Source organism: Sutcliffiella horikoshii, assembly GCF_008180725.1.
In the GTDB taxonomy this organism is placed as follows: domain Bacteria; phylum Bacillota; class Bacilli; order Bacillales; family Bacillaceae_I; genus Sutcliffiella_A; species Sutcliffiella_A horikoshii_B.
The window spans coordinates 56,806-73,852 of record NZ_VTEV01000003.1 but is presented as its reverse complement, the minus strand read 5'-3'; the positions used below and the strand labels follow the sequence as shown (position 1 = coordinate 73,852).

General features: G+C 39.3%; 16 protein-coding genes. 13 read left to right on the top strand and 3 right to left on the bottom strand.

Features of this window, described 5'->3' with window-relative positions; genetic code table 11:
• Positions 1-31 precede the first annotated feature (31 nt).
• Positions 32-427 carry an ArsR/SmtB family transcription factor gene (locus tag FZC76_RS07255; protein WP_148987598.1) on the top strand — a complete coding sequence of 132 codons (396 nt, stop codon included), beginning with the start codon at positions 32-34 and terminating at the stop codon, positions 425-427.
• Complete coding sequence (locus FZC76_RS07250) at positions 417-2,531, top strand: heavy metal translocating P-type ATPase (RefSeq protein ID WP_148987597.1); 2,115 nt, start codon at positions 417-419, stop codon at positions 2,529-2,531. The genes FZC76_RS07255 and FZC76_RS07250 overlap by 11 nt, the downstream gene beginning before the upstream one ends.
• Positions 2,532-3,058: 527 nt before the next feature.
• On the opposite strand, the gene FZC76_RS07245 is transcribed toward FZC76_RS07250, so the two are convergent.
• Together FZC76_RS07245 and FZC76_RS07240 are read right to left on the bottom strand one after the other, a co-directional pair.
• Positions 3,059-3,565, bottom strand: a complete 507-nt coding sequence (locus FZC76_RS07245) for an endolytic transglycosylase MltG (RefSeq protein WP_148987596.1) — start codon at positions 3,563-3,565, stop codon at positions 3,059-3,061.
• On the bottom strand, positions 3,555-3,935 hold the full coding sequence (locus FZC76_RS07240) for a hypothetical protein (protein WP_148987595.1): 381 nt from the start codon (positions 3,933-3,935) through the stop codon (positions 3,555-3,557). Before FZC76_RS07240 ends, FZC76_RS07245 begins: the two co-directional genes overlap by 11 nt.
• Positions 3,936-4,171: 236 nt before the next feature.
• Here FZC76_RS07240 and FZC76_RS07235 point away from each other — a divergent pair, with 236 nt between their 5' ends.
• Together FZC76_RS07235 and FZC76_RS07230 are read left to right on the top strand one after the other, a co-directional pair.
• Positions 4,172-5,911, top strand: coding sequence for a glycosyltransferase family 4 protein (locus tag FZC76_RS07235; protein WP_148987594.1), 1,740 nt, complete (start codon positions 4,172-4,174; stop codon positions 5,909-5,911).
• A 14-nt stretch (positions 5,912-5,925) separates the two neighbouring features.
• A complete protein-coding gene (locus FZC76_RS07230) occupies positions 5,926-6,987 on the top strand; it encodes a sugar phosphate nucleotidyltransferase (protein ID WP_148987593.1) in 1,062 nt (353 codons plus the stop codon).
• Between the two features lie 38 nt (positions 6,988-7,025).
• Here the strand turns inward: FZC76_RS07230 and rpmG are convergent, their stop codons facing one another.
• Entirely contained in the window at positions 7,026-7,175 is a 150-nt protein-coding gene (gene rpmG, locus FZC76_RS07225; RefSeq protein WP_010194590.1) for a 50S ribosomal protein L33, read from the bottom strand.
• 201 nt (positions 7,176-7,376) lie between these two features.
• On the opposite strand from rpmG, the gene FZC76_RS07220 reads away from it, so the two are divergent.
• From FZC76_RS07220 to FZC76_RS07180, 9 genes are all read left to right on the top strand, one after another.
• The gene (locus tag FZC76_RS07220; RefSeq protein WP_148987592.1) at positions 7,377-7,952 is read left to right on the top strand and encodes a 5-formyltetrahydrofolate cyclo-ligase; all 576 of its coding nucleotides are present in this window, start codon (positions 7,377-7,379) and stop codon (positions 7,950-7,952) included.
• Entirely contained in the window at positions 7,930-8,724 is a 795-nt protein-coding gene (locus FZC76_RS07215; protein WP_148987591.1) for a DUF92 domain-containing protein, read from the top strand. Before FZC76_RS07220 ends, FZC76_RS07215 begins: the two co-directional genes overlap by 23 nt.
• Before the next feature lie 86 nt (positions 8,725-8,810).
• Positions 8,811-9,755: an L-lactate dehydrogenase gene (locus FZC76_RS07210; RefSeq protein WP_148987590.1), complete on the top strand. Its 945-nt coding sequence runs from the start codon at positions 8,811-8,813 to the stop codon at positions 9,753-9,755.
• Positions 9,756-9,819: 64 nt separating this feature from the next.
• Positions 9,820-9,999 carry a hypothetical protein gene (locus FZC76_RS07205; protein ID WP_010194595.1) on the top strand — a complete coding sequence of 60 codons (180 nt, stop codon included), beginning with the start codon at positions 9,820-9,822 and terminating at the stop codon, positions 9,997-9,999.
• A gap of 125 nt (positions 10,000-10,124) precedes the next feature.
• Positions 10,125-11,843 carry a methyl-accepting chemotaxis protein gene (locus tag FZC76_RS07200; protein WP_148987589.1) on the top strand — a complete coding sequence of 573 codons (1,719 nt, stop codon included), beginning with the start codon at positions 10,125-10,127 and terminating at the stop codon, positions 11,841-11,843.
• Positions 11,844-11,941: 98 nt separating this feature from the next.
• Complete coding sequence (locus FZC76_RS07195; protein WP_148987588.1) at positions 11,942-13,459, top strand: rhomboid family protein; 1,518 nt, start codon at positions 11,942-11,944, stop codon at positions 13,457-13,459.
• A 184-nt stretch (positions 13,460-13,643) separates the two neighbouring features.
• Positions 13,644-15,080: a spore germination protein gene (locus FZC76_RS07190; protein ID WP_148988017.1), complete on the top strand. Its 1,437-nt coding sequence runs from the start codon at positions 13,644-13,646 to the stop codon at positions 15,078-15,080.
• Positions 15,081-15,641: 561 nt separating this feature from the next.
• Positions 15,642-15,833 (top strand): YqgQ family protein, encoded by a 192-nt coding sequence (locus tag FZC76_RS07185; protein ID WP_148987587.1) that lies wholly within the window; start codon positions 15,642-15,644, stop codon positions 15,831-15,833.
• Between the two features lie 16 nt (positions 15,834-15,849).
• Positions 15,850-16,809: an ROK family glucokinase gene (locus FZC76_RS07180; protein ID WP_148987586.1), complete on the top strand. Its 960-nt coding sequence runs from the start codon at positions 15,850-15,852 to the stop codon at positions 16,807-16,809.
• The last annotated feature ends 238 nt before the right edge of the window (positions 16,810-17,047 follow it).

Here is a 17,047-nt window from a genome sequence, read left to right as displayed (position 1 = left end):
ATGAATGTTTGAATGTATAGGGGGACTTTTTATGTCAACAAAGTCTAGTTCAGAAGTATTGACAACACCGCAGTGTCAAGAAGAATGTGCAAATGAAACAAAAGTAATAAATGTGAAGAAACAAATAGATGAAACAATAACAAATGATGTGGCAAAAATATACCGGGCTTTATCTGATCCAACCAGGCTGAAAATAGCGCAGGCACTCAATCTAGCCGAAGAACTCTGTGTGCATGATGTTGCAACGATTACTGAATGTACAGTCGCAACAGCATCCCATCACCTGAGGCTGTTAAGAGATCTCGGATTGGCAAAGTTTAGGAAGGAAGGGAAGCTCGTATATTACTCCTTGGATGATAATCATGTTAGACAATTAATCGATATCGCCTTTACCCATCAAAATGAGGTGAAGACACGTGAAAAATAACGAAGAACAAGTATATAGAATTCAAGGATTATCATGTGCAAACTGCGCCCAAAAATTCGAGAACAATGTTAAAAAGATAGAAGGAGTCACGGATGCAAAAGTGAATTTCGGTGCATCCAAGGTTTCTGTAACTGGTGCTGCAAGTTTAAGCCAGATCGAGAAAGCAGGTGCTTTTGACAAACTGAAAGTGTCTCCGGAACGAGAGGAATTACCTGAAGAACCTACTGTTCCTTTTTACAAAAAGCATGTTACCGTCCTTCTCTCATTTCTTTTCCTTGTGGCGGGCTGGGTGGCATTTTTTCAGCAGGGAGAAGGTCACCTTTCTACAACTATTCTTTTCGCAGCATCCATTTTGATAGGCGGATATAGATTGTTCTTAACAGGATTAAATAATCTAATTCGGCTTCAATTTGATATGAAGACATTAATGACCATTGCCATTATTGGTGCTGCGTTTATTGGTGAATGGGGAGAGGGTGCCACTGTCGTCATTCTTTTTGCGATAAGTGAAGCTTTGGAATCTTATTCGATGGAAAAGGCGCGAGCTTCGATACGATCGCTTATGAATGTTTCTCCTAAACAGGCGACTATATTAATAGAAGGAACTGAAAAACAGGTATCCGTAAAAGATATTAAGATTGGTGATCGTATGCTTGTAAAGCCTGGCCAAAAAATCGCAATGGATGGCAACATTGTGAAAGGCGGGGCTTCCATCAGTGAAGCTGCAATCACTGGTGAAAGCATACCTGTTTCTAAAAGTGTGAATGATGAAGTGTTTGCAGGTACGTTTAATGAGGATGGCCTTTTAGAGGTAGAGGTTACCAAAAGGGTAGAAGACACCACGATTGCTAAGATCATTCATCTTGTAGAGGAAGCTCAGGCAGAAAGAGCGCCTTCTCAGGCATTTGTGGATAAGTTCGCAAAAAACTATACACCACTTATCATCGTGATTGCTTTCCTAGTAGCAATAGTTCCACCATTGTTACTAGGGGCTGATTGGAACACTTGGATATATCAAGGGCTTGCGGTTCTTGTTGTTGGATGCCCATGTGCGCTCGTTATATCTACACCTATTGCCATTGTGACAGCTATTGGGAATGCTGCGAAAAATGGAGTCTTGATCAAGGGTGGGGTGTTCCTTGAAGAAGTGGGTAGAATCAAAGCAATTGCCTTTGATAAAACAGGGACGCTCACTTTAGGCGCACCAGAAGTGACAGATGTTCAGGCCTTTCAACTAACAGAGGAAGAGCTGCTAAGAATCATTGCGACACTAGAAAGTGGTTCGACCCATCCTTTAGCTTCAGCAATCCTCCAGAAAGCAGAGGAAATGGGAGTAGCTGAGAAGGTTTATGCCATGGAGCATTTTGAATCAGTAGCAGGGAAAGGGATAAAGGCTTCTATTGAAGGTATTAATTATCAAGCGGGAAGTCCTAACTGGTTTTCAGGTGAAAAGCACCCTGAAATGAACAGGTTAACCGAAAGTATCCATCAGCTTCAGAATGCAGGAAAGACAGTGATTGTAGTCGGTTCTTCTGACAAAGTCTTTGGTGTTATTGGAATCCGAGATGAGATTAGAGAAAGTAGTGTCTCCAGTGTGAAAGAATTGAGGGAACTGGGTATTCCTGATTTATACATGCTGACAGGTGATAACGATAGGACTGCCGAAGCTATTGGACACGAGGTAGAGATAGATCATGTCAAATCAAGTCTGCTTCCGGAAGATAAGCTTCGCTATATCAAAGAATTACGAGAAAAGCACGGTAGTATGATGATGGTGGGGGACGGAATTAACGATGCGCCGGCCCTTGCAGCTTCCTCTGTAGGAGTAGCGATGGGAGGGGCGGGAACCGATACCGCTTTGGAAACGGCAGATGTAGCGTTGATGGGTGATGACCTCCGTAAGCTTCCTTTCACCATCAGACTGAGCCGAAAGGCATTGACCATTATTAAGCAGAACATTTCGTTTTCATTAGGATTGAAGGTTTTAGCGTTATTGTTGGTTATTCCGGGCTGGCTCACCCTGTGGATTGCAATCTTTGCCGATATGGGTGCAACACTGCTTGTTACGTTAAATAGCTTGAGGCTTCTTAAGGTAAAGGAATAAGGTTAATGAAGGAATTTGGAAATAGTAGCAGTTTTCTTTATCCGGTGGACATCGGACAGGGGAGACTGCTACTTTTTGGTTTTAGGCTAATAGAATAGTTATGGAACAGTCGGTTTAAATGGAATCGCCCGTATTTCCAGATTATCGCCCGATTCGTTATCAGGAGCTCTATTCCAGTGAACAGTTTGTTCGTCTGATGGAGCGGTCCTACCGTTATCCTGCTGGAAGCTGTAGGTAAACTTCCCTTAGTTCCATACAAAAAAGCACCTCCTATGTCAGGAGGCCACTGAAAAAGTTTTTGATTTTAGAATATTTTTAAACACCGCTGTTGATTTCCGCAAATGGCTTCGCTTTCCTAGGGGCTGACGAGAGCCTCCTCGGCTTCGCCTGCGGGGTCTCCACCTAGCGCTATCTCCCTCAGGAGTCTTCGCCTTTTGCTCCAATCACCAGCTAGGAATCTTAAAAACTTTACGTTATCAGTTTATCAGTGGCCTTTATGTCAGCGAGGTGCTTCTTCATGTATAAGATTATTTTATCAACACGTCTGCAGCTTCTTCATAGCTCATGCCCTTTTTCATGGTGAACGTACCAGAACGTACCTTGGTTGCAATGTTTTTGTCTTCAAGGTAAGCGTCAAACTTCTTGTCATCCTCTATGATGCCTTCGCGTGCTAATAACGCGGTGATCTCGTAAGTTGCCATTCCATCTGGTATCACGATTTCAAAAGGTTCATTCGTTTCTTCTTTTTCTTCTACAACTTCAGTTGCTTCTTCTTTTGCTTCTTCGTTGCTGTTACTCTCTTCTTTCACTTCTTCTTTTGGTTCTGTTTCAATTTCCTCTACCGGTTCTACTTTTGGCAATAACTCGTCATACTCTTCCTTTGATAATACGTGAAGGTCGTTTTCTGCAGCATATGCCTGAATACTTTCTTCATTTAATGTGGTTGCCCCTGCGCTTACAATGGAATAGGCAACTCCCATAACTCCTGTTGCGAAGAGGATGCCAATTGCGAATGCTCTAAGATTAGTTCTCATTGGCTACGTTTCCTTTTAGGTTGGCAGATTGAAGGATCTGTTCAACTTTGTCCATGGAAGTGGAAGTGAATTGAGAGATTTGAGAAGGAGTGTATCCTTTTTGGTAAAGAGATATAGCAACATCTTCTTCACTTACATTTTGGTGAGTTGCTTGTCTCTTCGTTTTAACCTTATGTATAGGAGTAGTTCCACCCAATAGTTCTTCTTCTAATACTTTCATTTTTCTTTCCAACTTATATTTATCCTGAACAACATCAAAGGATAACTGTTCCATTTCTTTTTCTAGATCAGCGAATTTGTCGTCCACAAAGAAGGAAATTACAATCACTGCGACTGCAATAATGATTAAACTTATACTTGCAATTAACATTTTTTCACCTCAGATAAAAGTTTCTCTCTTTTTTATATCACAGGAGTAGAGATGGAAAAATAGTCTTTCGACAAATTCCTCAGAAACATATGACGGTTTTGTGAACGTTTTTTGTCAACGGACATAAAAAATTTACGTTATAACACAAAAGACGACAAAAACCGGCTGTTGTGGAAAAGAAAATTCACGTGATAAGATGAAAGAAAAGATAGATTCGTGGGGGAAGAGGTTTTACCATGAGCAACATTGGATCGGATAAGGAATTTTTTAAGTTGATGTTGAATGATGCTGGAGGACCAAAAGTTGAATGGATGGTGGACCAATGGAGGAAAGATTTTGTTAAGTCCTATCAGTCATTAAGGGAGGAAGGGTTGGTAATTAGGCTGATTGGTTGGAAAGGAAGCTCACAAGCTAGTAGAAACAATGTCTTCTTTTTAGATATACTAACCAAAATGAATAGTGGGAGCAAAACTCTTCCAGAAATCAACGAATTCCATTTCATTCGAGCGGAAATTGGTGTAGGAAAAGCGGACGGATTTTTCCCTTTTTTTCAAAGCGACAACTTGAAAATGGAGTGCAGAATTAAGGAGTCCTTAGAAACGGCAGCTTTATGGACACCAATAAATATAATTGATAAAAGAAAATGGCAACAGTTGAAAGCTGCATATACTTTTTATGAAAAACCCTCATTTGAACTTCAAAAAGCACATCAGTTAAATTCTGGAACATTTCAGGAAACTGTTACTTCTGATGTATTCTATTCTGTTCGCTCTTCACATAATCATTTGTTACAAGAAGATATAAAAAATACCTATCATATTGTCATGTTATCTTGGGAGTTTCCTCCTGCTATGTTAGGGGGACTTGGGCAACATGTATGGCAATTGTCGAGACAGTTGGGAAAAGCTGGCCATCATGTGTCGCTTGTGACCCCTCATTGCCTTGGAGCACCTGAGGCGGAGACAGTGGAGGGGATAAAAGTTTACAGGGCTAAAGAAGTGGAATGTTCTTATGATGATTTTCATCTTTTTGTCGCGCAAACCAATATGAATTTGGTTGAACAGGTGCAGAACATAGCTAGTCAACAACAAATTACTATCATTCATGCCCACGATTGGCTTGTGGGATTTGCTGCAAGGGCATTGAAAGAAAGTATGAGTCTCCCTTTAGTGTCAACTATTCATGCACTAGAAGAAGGTAGAAGCAATCTTGATACCAATATGCAGCTGCAAACTGCAAAATGGGAAGAGTTATTGATTCTACAATCCGATGTATTGATTGTTTGTAGCGCATATATGAAGAAAAAAGTGGAGAAAAACATTAGCGGGAAAAAGAATATTTATGTTATCCCTAATGGTGTTGCCATTTTCGATGAGGGAAGTGACAGCTTACAGGAATTTATAAGCCGAAGGTCATATTCACACCTGATTCTTTTTTTAGGCAGAATGGTGCCTGAAAAAGGAATAAAGACTTTAATAGATGCTGCAAATACAATAAATGAATCTTATCCTGAATGTCTTTTTATACTAGCTGGTAAAGGGCCTTATCTGTCGGATTATAGAGCATTAGTTAAGCAAGCTGGGCTGGATAAACACGTACTGTTCATTGGATATGTAAATGAATATGAAAAAGCTACCTTACTAGAGCGATGCGACATGCTTATTGTACCCAGCATTTATGAGCCATTCGGGATAGTGGCCATAGAAGGCATGGCAGCTGGTAAGCCTGTTATAGCGGCTAAGACTGGAGGACTTTCTTCTATCATTAAAGATGGAGAAAACGGTCTGTTGTTTGAGCCTGGAAATGGCATAGATCTTTGTGAAAAGATATATTCTTTAATTGAGAACCCAACGTTATGTTCACAACTCGGTGACAAAGCATTTAATGAAGTGAACCAAAAATACAACTGGGAAGATGTAAGAGATCAGACAGAGGCAGTTTATGAGACAACAGTTACTACTTCTTCCGTCCAGTAGGAGGGATATAACATATGAAAGCAGTCATATTGGCTGGGGGAAAAGGTACCCGGCTGTTGCCGTTAACACAAAAACTCCCAAAACCATTGGTGCCACTACTGAATAAACCTGTTATGGAATACAGCATTGAGCTCTTAAAAGAGCATGGTATTACAGAAATCATCATCACCCTTCAATACTTAAGCGATAAAATTAGAAGCTACTTTGGGGATGGATCCCAATGGGGCGTACAAATAACCTACCTCCAGGAAACGGTCCCCTTAGGTACTGCGGGGAGCGTGAAAAATGCTGAGCACCTCCTTGATGAACCTTTTCTAGTTATAAGCGGTGATGCTTTAACCGATTTTAACTTGATGGCAGGGGTACGCTATCATGTACAAAAACATTCTTTATTTACCATTTTTACAAAGGAAGTCAAAAAGCCGAATAAGTTCGGAGTTGTTGATATAGATGAAGAAGGACATATTAGGCGGTTTGTGGAAAAACCACTGAAAGACGAGGAATTCGGTAAAATTGTAAATACCGGAATTTATGTAGTAGATCCGTTTGTATTATGTATGATGGAAAAGGGAAAAGCATATGATTTCAGCAAAGACATTTTTCCAAGGCTAATTAAAAACGGCATGAGCCTTTATGGCTACCATGCAAATGGGTATTGGAAAGATATTGGTAGTCATGAGGATTACCGGCAGGCACAGTACGATATGTTGGATAAAAAAGTACGAGTCAATATAGCTGCTGAAGAGGTATTGCCAAACCTATGGGTGGGATCAAATGTAAAAATGGAAGACAATGTGACCATCAATCGGCCGGCATACATCGGCAACGACTCTTATTTGGGGGACCATGTGGTTATTGGTAAATATACCATCATCGGTAAAAGCTCCAAAATAACGAAGGATTGTGAGTTAAGCAGGAGTATTGTCTGGGATGATGTAACCATTGAGCACACCTCGCCATCATCCATAAGGAATGTAACAATTGCTCCAAGGTATCAGATTAGCGAAGGATATAAAGCGGGTACTTCTGTGAAGGTTAAAAATAAAAAGAATATTAGCCCTGTAGAAGCTGGATAATGGGCAAAAAAAATAAGCAGACAGGAAAATCCTGCTGCTTATTTTGTTTCACGGTGTACAGTTACTTTTTTCAATCTTGGGCTGTATTTTTTAAGCTCAAGACGATCTGGGTTGTTACGTTTATTTTTAGTAGTGATATAGTTACGATCACCAGTTTCAGTACAAGCTAAAGTTACGTTTACGCGCATCGTTATCCCTCCAAACATATAGTGCATTCAATTCAGACCTTACTATAATATCATTATTTTTTTTATAATGCCAGTTTTTTTTCGGGATGGGGAAAATAAAGTCCAGGTGTCTCTTTAACACCCTGTTTCCTTCCTGTGGTGCTTGAGCCTGAAAGATGTATTTTGGTATGGTAGTAGTAAGAGTGTCTTAGGAGGCAAGGTATGAAAGAGAAAAGTGTGTTAAGGGAAGAGATGAAAAAAATACTAGGGAACATGGACCGTTCAAGCCATGCAACAAAATGCAAAGCGATTCACGATAAGCTGTTTGCTTCAAAAGAATGGAAGGATGCTCAGACAATTGCTGTGACCATTTCACGTTTCCCAGAAGTGGATACAGAAGACATTATCATGCGCGCGTGGGACGAAGGAAAGAAAGTGGCCGTACCGAAATGCATTCCAAAGAATAAAAGCATGGAGTTTTATTTCCTAGAAAACTTCAATCAACTGGAAACCGTCTACTTTGGATTAAAAGAGCCCATCGTCACCGAAGTGGAAATATGTCATAAAGACAAGCTCGAATTCATTCTAGTTCCTGGTCTAATCTTTGATGAGGAAGGGTATAGAATAGGCTTCGGCGGTGGATATTACGACCGTTACCTGGTTGATTACACTGGCTCTAAAGTATCATTGGCATTTACTGAACAGCTGGTTAAAAAAGTCCCGACAGATCCATTCGATATACCCGTACATAAAATTGTGACAAATGAGGTCGTGTATGACTGCGCTATTAGAAAATGAGATTTTATTGTTAATAGGTATTGCTGCATTGGCTTGGGGAGGATATAAGTTAAAGGCATTAGCTGCATCCGGAGCGGTTGGCACCTTCTTAGTAGGGATTTTTATTGCATTAGGTTTTAAAGGATATGGTCTCCTATTGATTGGATTGTTCTTTGTTACCTCTAGTTTCTGGAGTAAATATAATCGTAAGCAGAAGGAAAGCATTAGAGATATGCACGAAAAAGGTTCGCAACGAGATATAATGCAAGTTTTCGCTAATGGAGGCGTACCTGCATTAATAGGTTTATCGGCATACGTGTTTCCTGCAGAATTTTGGATATACGGATTTATTGCCTCTATTGCTGTGGCAAATTCAGATACATGGGCATCGGAAATAGGGTCCTTAAGTAAGAAAAGGCCTTTCTCTATTGTTCAAATGAAAACAGTGGAGCCAGGAACTTCGGGGGCAATCTCTTTACTAGGTACACTAGCGGCGGTTGCAGGTTCTGCTTTAATAAGTTTAGTTTCCTACTTCTTCTGGAGCGAAATAACTATCACGATAACCCTTTTACTTACCGCATTTGGGGTGATGGGTTGTTTTATTGATACAATATTAGGAGCAACTGTGCAATCCGCCTACAGATGTAAAGTGTGCGGAAAACAAGTGGAGAAGAAGGTACACTGTCAACAACCCACACAATTAGTAAAAGGCAATCCGTGGGTGAACAACGATGTAGTCAACATCTCCTCCATTTTAATAGCAAGTGTCATCACTATTCTAATACTTATGTAACAAAATAGTTATATTTTGCTCAGTATTTCACAATCTTTTTGGTATAATAAAGTTGTAACGTAACCTAGGTGAAAAGAGGAGATACCATGAGAAACGGAATTAGTCGTGTTGCTCTAATAGGAACAGGGTTTGTCGGTTCAAGTTATGCATTTGCCTTATTGAATCAAGGTGTGACAGAAGAGCTCGTATTGATTGATCTGAACAAGGAGAAGTCAGAAGGCGATGCAATGGACTTAAATCATGGAATAGCATTTGCACCAACACCAACAAAAATCTGGTATGGTGATTACAAGGATTGTCAGGATGCAGACATTGTGGTGATATGTGCCGGTGCCAATCAGAAACCAGGTGAAACGAGATTAGATCTTGTCGAAAAGAATACGAAAATATTTAAAAGTATAGTGGATGAAGTAATGGGGAATGGATTTGATGGTATTTTCCTCGTTGCAACAAATCCAGTTGATATCTTAACTTACGCTACTTGGAAGTTTTCGGGCTTGCCTAAAGAGAGGGTAATCGGTTCTGGAACCATTCTAGATACTGCTAGGTTCCGCTATGTTCTCGGTGATTATTTTCAAGTAGATGCCCGCAATGTACATGCTTATATCATTGGGGAACATGGAGATACGGAACTGCCTGTATGGAGTAAAGCTGATATTGGTGGAAAACCAATCTTAGAGCTGATGGCAAAACAGGAAAAGTACAAAGAGGAAGATCTGAATGACCTATTTGTCAGTGTAAGAGATGCAGCCTACCAAATTATAGAGAGAAAAGGTGCAACCTATTATGGAATTGCCATGGGGCTTGTTAGGCTGACAAAGGCAATCCTTCAAAATGAAAATTCCATTTTAACCGTGTCAGCCTATTTGGATGGAGAATATAAAAGTGAGGACATTTACATTGGAGTTCCCGCTATCGTCAATAGAAACGGAATTAGAGAAATTCTTGAACTTGACTTAAGTGAAAAAGAGGCGGAGCAGTTTCAATACTCTGTTCAAGTACTTTCAGAAATAAAAGATAAAGTATTCTAAAACATGCCTATTCTTGGGCATGTTTTTTTCATTTTTAAGCAAGATATAGATAGGAGGGATGACAATGGGATTCTTACTAAGAATTTTTCTAATAGGCGTGGGTACATATGCCATTTACCAAAGTCGTTATAAAATCCTAAATTATATTTTGGGAATCGCTAGCATCAGGAGATTTGTTGTAGCATTCGGAATGGACATTCCATTTGTTCGAGACCGCTTTTTACAAACCGTATTTCGAGGATAAACTGCCAGTAGTTGCTGGTGGTTTTTCTTTTGTCATTAAAATTACATAAAATTAACATTACATTAATATTCTTCCTCTATAATTTATTCTGTTAGACGAATAGCAGTTACAGGGGGATCAACTGGATGAAACAACTAGTAAAATATAAAAAGAGAATGGACGAGAAGTTTCAACATTACATCGGAAAAATAAACTTAGGAACTAGAGTATTCCTACTCTTTATAACATTAATGTTGGCTTCCATTTCGGCAGTCGGGTTAGTTTCTTATATCAAATCAAAAGAAATGACCGTCAATAGTATAGAAAACCGTCTTGTTAGAGAAGTAGAACTTATGGGATACATTGCAGAAAACTTAAAGTTTACATACATAAGTGATGATGCATATTTTATGCAACAGTTAGAGGTGAACATACGCTCACAAAGGGATACATTGAAAGAGGATGGAATCTTTTCGGAGTTTTTTTACATAACTAATAACGAGACACTTCCTTTTAAAGTAAGTGAAGGTAATCTTCCTAATATAACAGATTCCATGGTGGAATCAATGGTAAACAGTAAAAATGGAATTATTAAAGAGAACATTAATGGGGTGGAATATACTATTTCCTTTAGGGAGATGAAGGAGTTGGATGGAATTTATGGTTTGATTATTCCAACTAGTTCTTATTTAAGCCCTGTCCATGAAATGGGTATTTTCACACTTATGGTCATTATTGGTAGTATCGTGCTTTTCACTTGCATTACCATTATTTTCGTAAGGACTTTAACAAAGCCATTATCTGTTCTTCGGGAAGCAATGAGAGAAGGAAGAGAAGGGAATCTTCGGCCAGCTAAAAACATTAAGACATCTATTCCTGAAATTGTGTCTTTAAACAAGAGCTATAATTCCATGATTCATAACATGACACAAGTATTAAAAGAGATCAAGCAAACGACGAAAGAATTAGAAGAAACAGGTAACCACCTTGGACTTTCATCAGAAGATTCCATGGTTTCCACACATCAATTGATTAGTTCCATCAATATGGTAAAAGAAGGGGCAATGCAAACTGCTTCTAGTTCTGAGACCAGCGTTCAATCGATTAAAGAAATGAAAGACCTTATTGAGGAAATGCAAAAAAATATGTCACATGTTTTTTCTAGTTCCAATCGAATGGATGACTCTGCCGAGATTGGGAAAAAACACATGAATACGCTCATCACAACTATTATTAAATTTGAACAGGATTTTGAGGAATTGTCCAACACCGTGAAAAATGTAAAAGACTATTCCGTCTCTATTACAGGATTAGTGGGGTTAATCAAAGGGATGGCTGAACAAACAAAGCTATTGGCACTGAATGCAACCATTGAAGCTGCCCGAGCAGGAGATGCAGGGAAAGGATTTGCCGTTGTAGCTAACGAAGTAAGAAATTTAGCAGAACAATCAACTTCTGCCGCCGAGGAAATCACAAATTCCATCGGGCATATGGAAAATGTAACAGCAAAAGCTGTAAATGAATTTGAAAACATGCATGTGAAAATTAAAGATAACTTACACATGGCAAACCTTTCAAAAGTTACATTTGACGAGCTCATGTCTGAAATGGAAGAAGTGAGCGAGAATCTAACTGTCATAAATGGAGACTTGAAGGGTTGGAAAGAGTTTTTACCTAATTTAGAGTTTGCAGCGGACAGTTTGCTCTCTGTCTCGCAAGAAACTTCAGCAAGCTCAGAGGAAATGCTATCAGCAAGTGAAAATCAGGTCGAACAAATGGAGTACACAAATGAAATAGGAAAGAAATTGAATGCCCTGTCTAAATCACTTTCTGTTATTGCTGCAAGATTTGAAATCAATAATTAAACTTCTAGATAATAGCTTCTAGAAACGACATTCGTTTAGTTATATTTTTACTTTTCTCCTTGGACCATTTAAAATAAAGGGAACAAGGAGGTGGGAAATTGAAGCAAGATATCTTATTTTGGCAGCTTATTCAACATTTTGTTGTAATGAAAGAATATCGAATTTTACATATCTCTCCAGATCAAAACGAACTTTGGCTAGAAAACCTTACCCATAAAAAAGCACCAATCATCAGGATCTATCGACATGATCTAGATTGGAGCACGTGGCTTCAACGTGATATTGAAAATGCATCCAGACACGTTGTTAATTTCAAGCAGCAACTGCGTAAGCGTCGTTTACAAGCATTCAATATATATGTATCTTCATACCCTCCTGTCGATGATTGGGAGTTTAGGGTGGAAGAACCTTTTGTAAGTGAAAAAACGGAAATTCATTCTATCGTATTGCATGAAGGCAATACACAAAAAGCATTAAATAGGATTTCTCATGTAACTGGGGATGAGGTAACCATAAAGGAACAGGACGCACTAGATGATCTTGGACTCTATCATCTCAAGCAAAGTGTCCTAAACACATCCTCCCAAAGAGATAAAAAGGAAAGGTCCTTATTTCAACATGGAAAACCCCTTTTCACCTACTTTTTTATCTTTTTACACCTGTTGATGTTTTATATACTTGAGACGAATGGGGGAAGCCAAGATCCTGAGACATTGGTAAAATACGGTGCAAAATATAACCCAGCCATTCTGGAGGGGGAGTGGTGGCGTTTCTTTACCCCTATAGTTCTCCATATTGGATTTCTTCATCTACTGCTGAATACGATGGCTATATTTTATCTTGGCACTGCGGTGGAAAGAATATATGGGAACGTTCGCTTTCTAGCCATTTATTTGTTTGCAGGATTTGCTGGTTCTTTAGCTAGTTTTGTTTTTACCTCATCGTTATCTGCAGGTGCTTCTGGGGCAATTTTTGGTTGCTTTGGTGCGCTCCTGTTTGTTGGAATAACCCATCCCAAGTTATTTTTCCGGACAATGGGTACGAACATTCTCGTATTAATAGGAATAAATCTAGCGATTGGATTCACCATTCCAGGTATTGATAATGCTGGTCATATTGGCGGGTTGATTGGTGGTTTCTTAGCATCAGCTATAGTGCATTTACCGAATCACCAAAAATTCATCCAAAGAATTTTTGGTTTAGCGGCAGCTTCTGTATTAACTTTCTTTCTCTTACAAGAAGGGTACAATGCTGAAAATCCGACTGCGCTTATTAAACAGGCGGAAACATTAATTCAACAAGAAGAATATGAAGGAGCATTTAATCTGCTTATTGATCTAGAGGAAAAGGAAGAGGAATTTCCTGAGGTCCTATTTTACCTTTCCTACATTGATATTCAAGAAGGCAACATAGAGAATGCGAAAAATCGATTAGAAAGACTTACTACTCTTCAGCCCAGTTTTCATGAAGCGCATTATAATTTAGCCTTAGTTTATTTGGAGCTGGATGACGCTGAAAAGGCATCCAGCTCCATTAACAAGGCAATAGAACTTGATTCTACCGTGGAGGCATATACTAGCCTTCGAACAGAAATAGATGGGTTAATAGAAGAATAAATTTTAATGAAAAAACAGTAAGGACTACCATACCTTTGAGATGGGAGTTCCTGCTGTTTTTTTGTATGATCTTGTATTTTTTCATTGGGATTAGCAGAAAATGAAAAGATGATAAGTACTTCATACCTAATACATGAAGAATTAGGAGGAAATCATTTTGACTTGGCATAAACCAACTAGAAAAATGTCGGGAAACTTCGATGAAGATGTTGGATATTTAAAAGAAAGAATGGCAGTTGATAAAAGTTTTGATTTAATCTTTCTAGATCTCCATTATGCAGGTAGAAAAATAGGGATGTTCCTAGTGGATGGTTTCGGTAAAGATGATATCATGCTCTTTTTAATGAAATTTCTATCCGACCTATTGCCAGAAGATCTTGATGAAAAACCTCTGGACAAGTTATTAAAGACCTACATACCTTATGTCGAAATTGGTAAAACCGACGATTTGGAAACAGTTGTAGATCAAGTCCTTGCAGGTCCAACTGTCATCATTGTAGAAGGTCTGGAGGAAGCGATCATAATTGACTCGAGGACTTACCCTGTCAGAGGTCCGGAAGAACCTGACATGGAAAGAGTGGTTCGCGGTTCCAGGGATGGTTTCGTCGAGACAATGATATTCAACTGTGCATTAATCCGCAGAAGAATAAGAGACAGTTCACTCAGAATGGAATACTTGCAGGTTGGAAGAAGGTCAAAGACTGATATTAGTATCTGTTATATGGATGAACTGGCAGATCCTGATCTGGTTGAAAAAATTAAAGAGTCATTGCAAAACATTGACACAGATGGTCTGCCAATGGCCGAAAAAACGCTAGAGGAATTTGTAGGAGGAAGACACTGGAATCCCTATCCTACAGTCAGATACACAGAAAGACCTGATACAGCAGCAGCGCATTTATATGAAGGACATGTACTTGTAATAGTAGACGGTTCTCCTAGTGTCATCATAACTCCTGCTACTTTTTGGCATCATCTTCAACATGCTGAAGAGTACAGAAACAAACCAGTAGTAGGGGCTTACTTAAGACTGGTTAGATTTCTTGCAGTCTGGGCGTCCATATTTATTCTGCCTTTATGGTACTTGCTAGCAACCAATACACAATTACTTCCTGAACAATTATCTTATATCGGCCCGACTGAAACGGGTGAAGTTCCTCTAATCGCTCAAATACTTATTATAGAAATCGGTATGGACATGCTCAGAATGGCAGCCATTCATACGCCAACCTCTCTAGGTACCGCACTTGGGTTAGTAGCGGCAATTCTCATAGGGGATGTTGCAGTAAAAGTAGGTCTTTTTGTACCAGAAATAATTTTATACCTGGCCATTGCTGCTATAGGGACATTTTCAACTCCTAGTTATGAGCTCAGCTTGGCAAACAGATTATTTAGGATTGTGCTCCTTTTATTGACTTACCTGTTTGGAGTAATTGGATTTATGATCGGGCTCGTCATTCTCATTCTATTCTTGATGGGGATGAAGTCTTACAACGTTCCCTACCTATGGCCATTCATCCCATTCAACTACAGAGGATTCCGTGATGTAATCATACGATCACCGATTCCGTTGAAAAACAGAAGGCCTACAATCCTACATTCTGAAGATCCGGATAGATAAGAAGAATTTTATAAAGAAAAACGGATGGCCCTGTTCCATCCGTTTTTTCATGAAGATCAAGAAAACATTTAATACTGTTGATTTCCGTTCCAAGCGCTTGACTTGCCCTCGTGCGTCTACGGCTCTTCCACTTCAATCAAGAAGTTTACTACATTCATTTAAGGTTAAGACAAAACCACGGAATTGTTTAAGTAATAACACCATTAACTTTTCACACATGTGATTCCTAGCTGTGGATTGGAGCAAATGGCGGAGACTCCTCGAAAATGCTACGCATTTTCTTCGTGCGATGTTTCGCTGTCGAAGCCTTCCTTGTCCTGAGGGAGATAGCGCTAGGTGGAGACCCCGCAGGCTTGCCGAGGAGGCTCTCGTCAGCCCCTAGGAAAGCGAAGCCATTTGCGGAAATCTACAGCGGCGGTTAACCATTCTACTAAAGTTCTGAGAATTGATAGGACCAAGTGGGGTATTCTTATGTTTTCTTCCTTGACGTCGCAAGTGAATCCTATATACTAAAAATGGAGCGTAAACCCTTTCAACTAGTAAAGCAGAAAAGGTGAAGTCATGAAAACAATGTTTGACATAAGACAACTCTTAAAAAGCTATGGAGCCTTTATCTACACAGGTGACAAAATAGCAGATCTAGAGCTAATGGAAGATGAAATAAGGGAGCTCTATCGCTCAGGAGTACTGGACGCAAGTGTATTCCAGTCCGCCATGATCATCCTGCGACAAGAATTATCCAAATTAAGATAAAGAAAAGGTGAAACAAATGGAAAACAAATGGTTAGTGGGTGTCGACTTAGGGGGCACAACGATAAAAATGGCGTTTATTACACAATACGGTGAAATCGCTCACAAATGGGAGATTGTTACGGATATAAGTGAAAAAGGAAAAAATATCACAACAGATATTGCAAAAGCGATAGATAGTAAATTAGAAGAACTTGGCGAGTCAAAATCAAAATTAAAAGCACTTGGAATGGGTGCGCCAGGTCCAGTCAATATGACAACAGGTTTAATATATGAAGCAGTTAACTTAGGTTGGGAAAACTATCCCCTTAAAGATCTATTAGAAGTAGAAACTGGATTGCCTGTAGTGGTTGATAATGACGCGAACCTTGCTGCAATCGGGGAGATGTGGAAAGGTGCCGGTGAAGGTTCTAAGGATCTCATTTGTGTTACCCTTGGAACGGGAGTTGGCGGCGGTATTATTACCAATGGAGAAATTGTGCATGGCATAAACGGAGCAGGCGGAGAAATAGGGCATATTACCGTAATCCCAGAAGGTGGAGCACCTTGCAACTGTGGAAAAACAGGGTGTCTAGAAACGATTGCATCTGCAACTGGAATTGTTCGTCTAGCTAAAGAAGCAATGGAAAAAAATCCTGGTAGTAAGCTGGAAGAGTTAGCACAACAAGAAGGATTAACAGCAAAGTTAATTTTTGAACAGGCTGATGCTAAAGAAGAAATTTCGAAATACGTAGTCGATAAAGTCTCTTCTTATTTAGGATTGGCTCTAGCAAATTTGGCAAACGCCATGAACCCGGAGAAAATTGTTATTGGTGGGGGAGTATCAAAAGCAGGAGATAAATTATTAGATCCAGTTCGTCATCATTTTGTAAAATACTTATTTTCAAGAACCAAGGTTGGCGTGAAAATTGCTGAAGCAACTTTAGGAAATGATGCCGGGGTAATCGGAGCGGCTTACCTAGCCAAAACAAAATTGTAAAAAAGTGTATAGTTTATTCTTTCTTTCTCTTGGGTAAAAAAGATAGAAAGAAGCGAGAATAGCGCGTAATGGAGGCTTCTTAAATAGAAGCCTCCATTTTGTTTGACTATTTTGAATAAAAAAACATCTTTGTTTTTTGAAACTTTTCGGCTTGTACCGCGTCTATTATATATAGTTGCAAACAACGCCAAGACTATTATTCTAGCTCTTTAATATAAATACAGTATTAATTATCCAT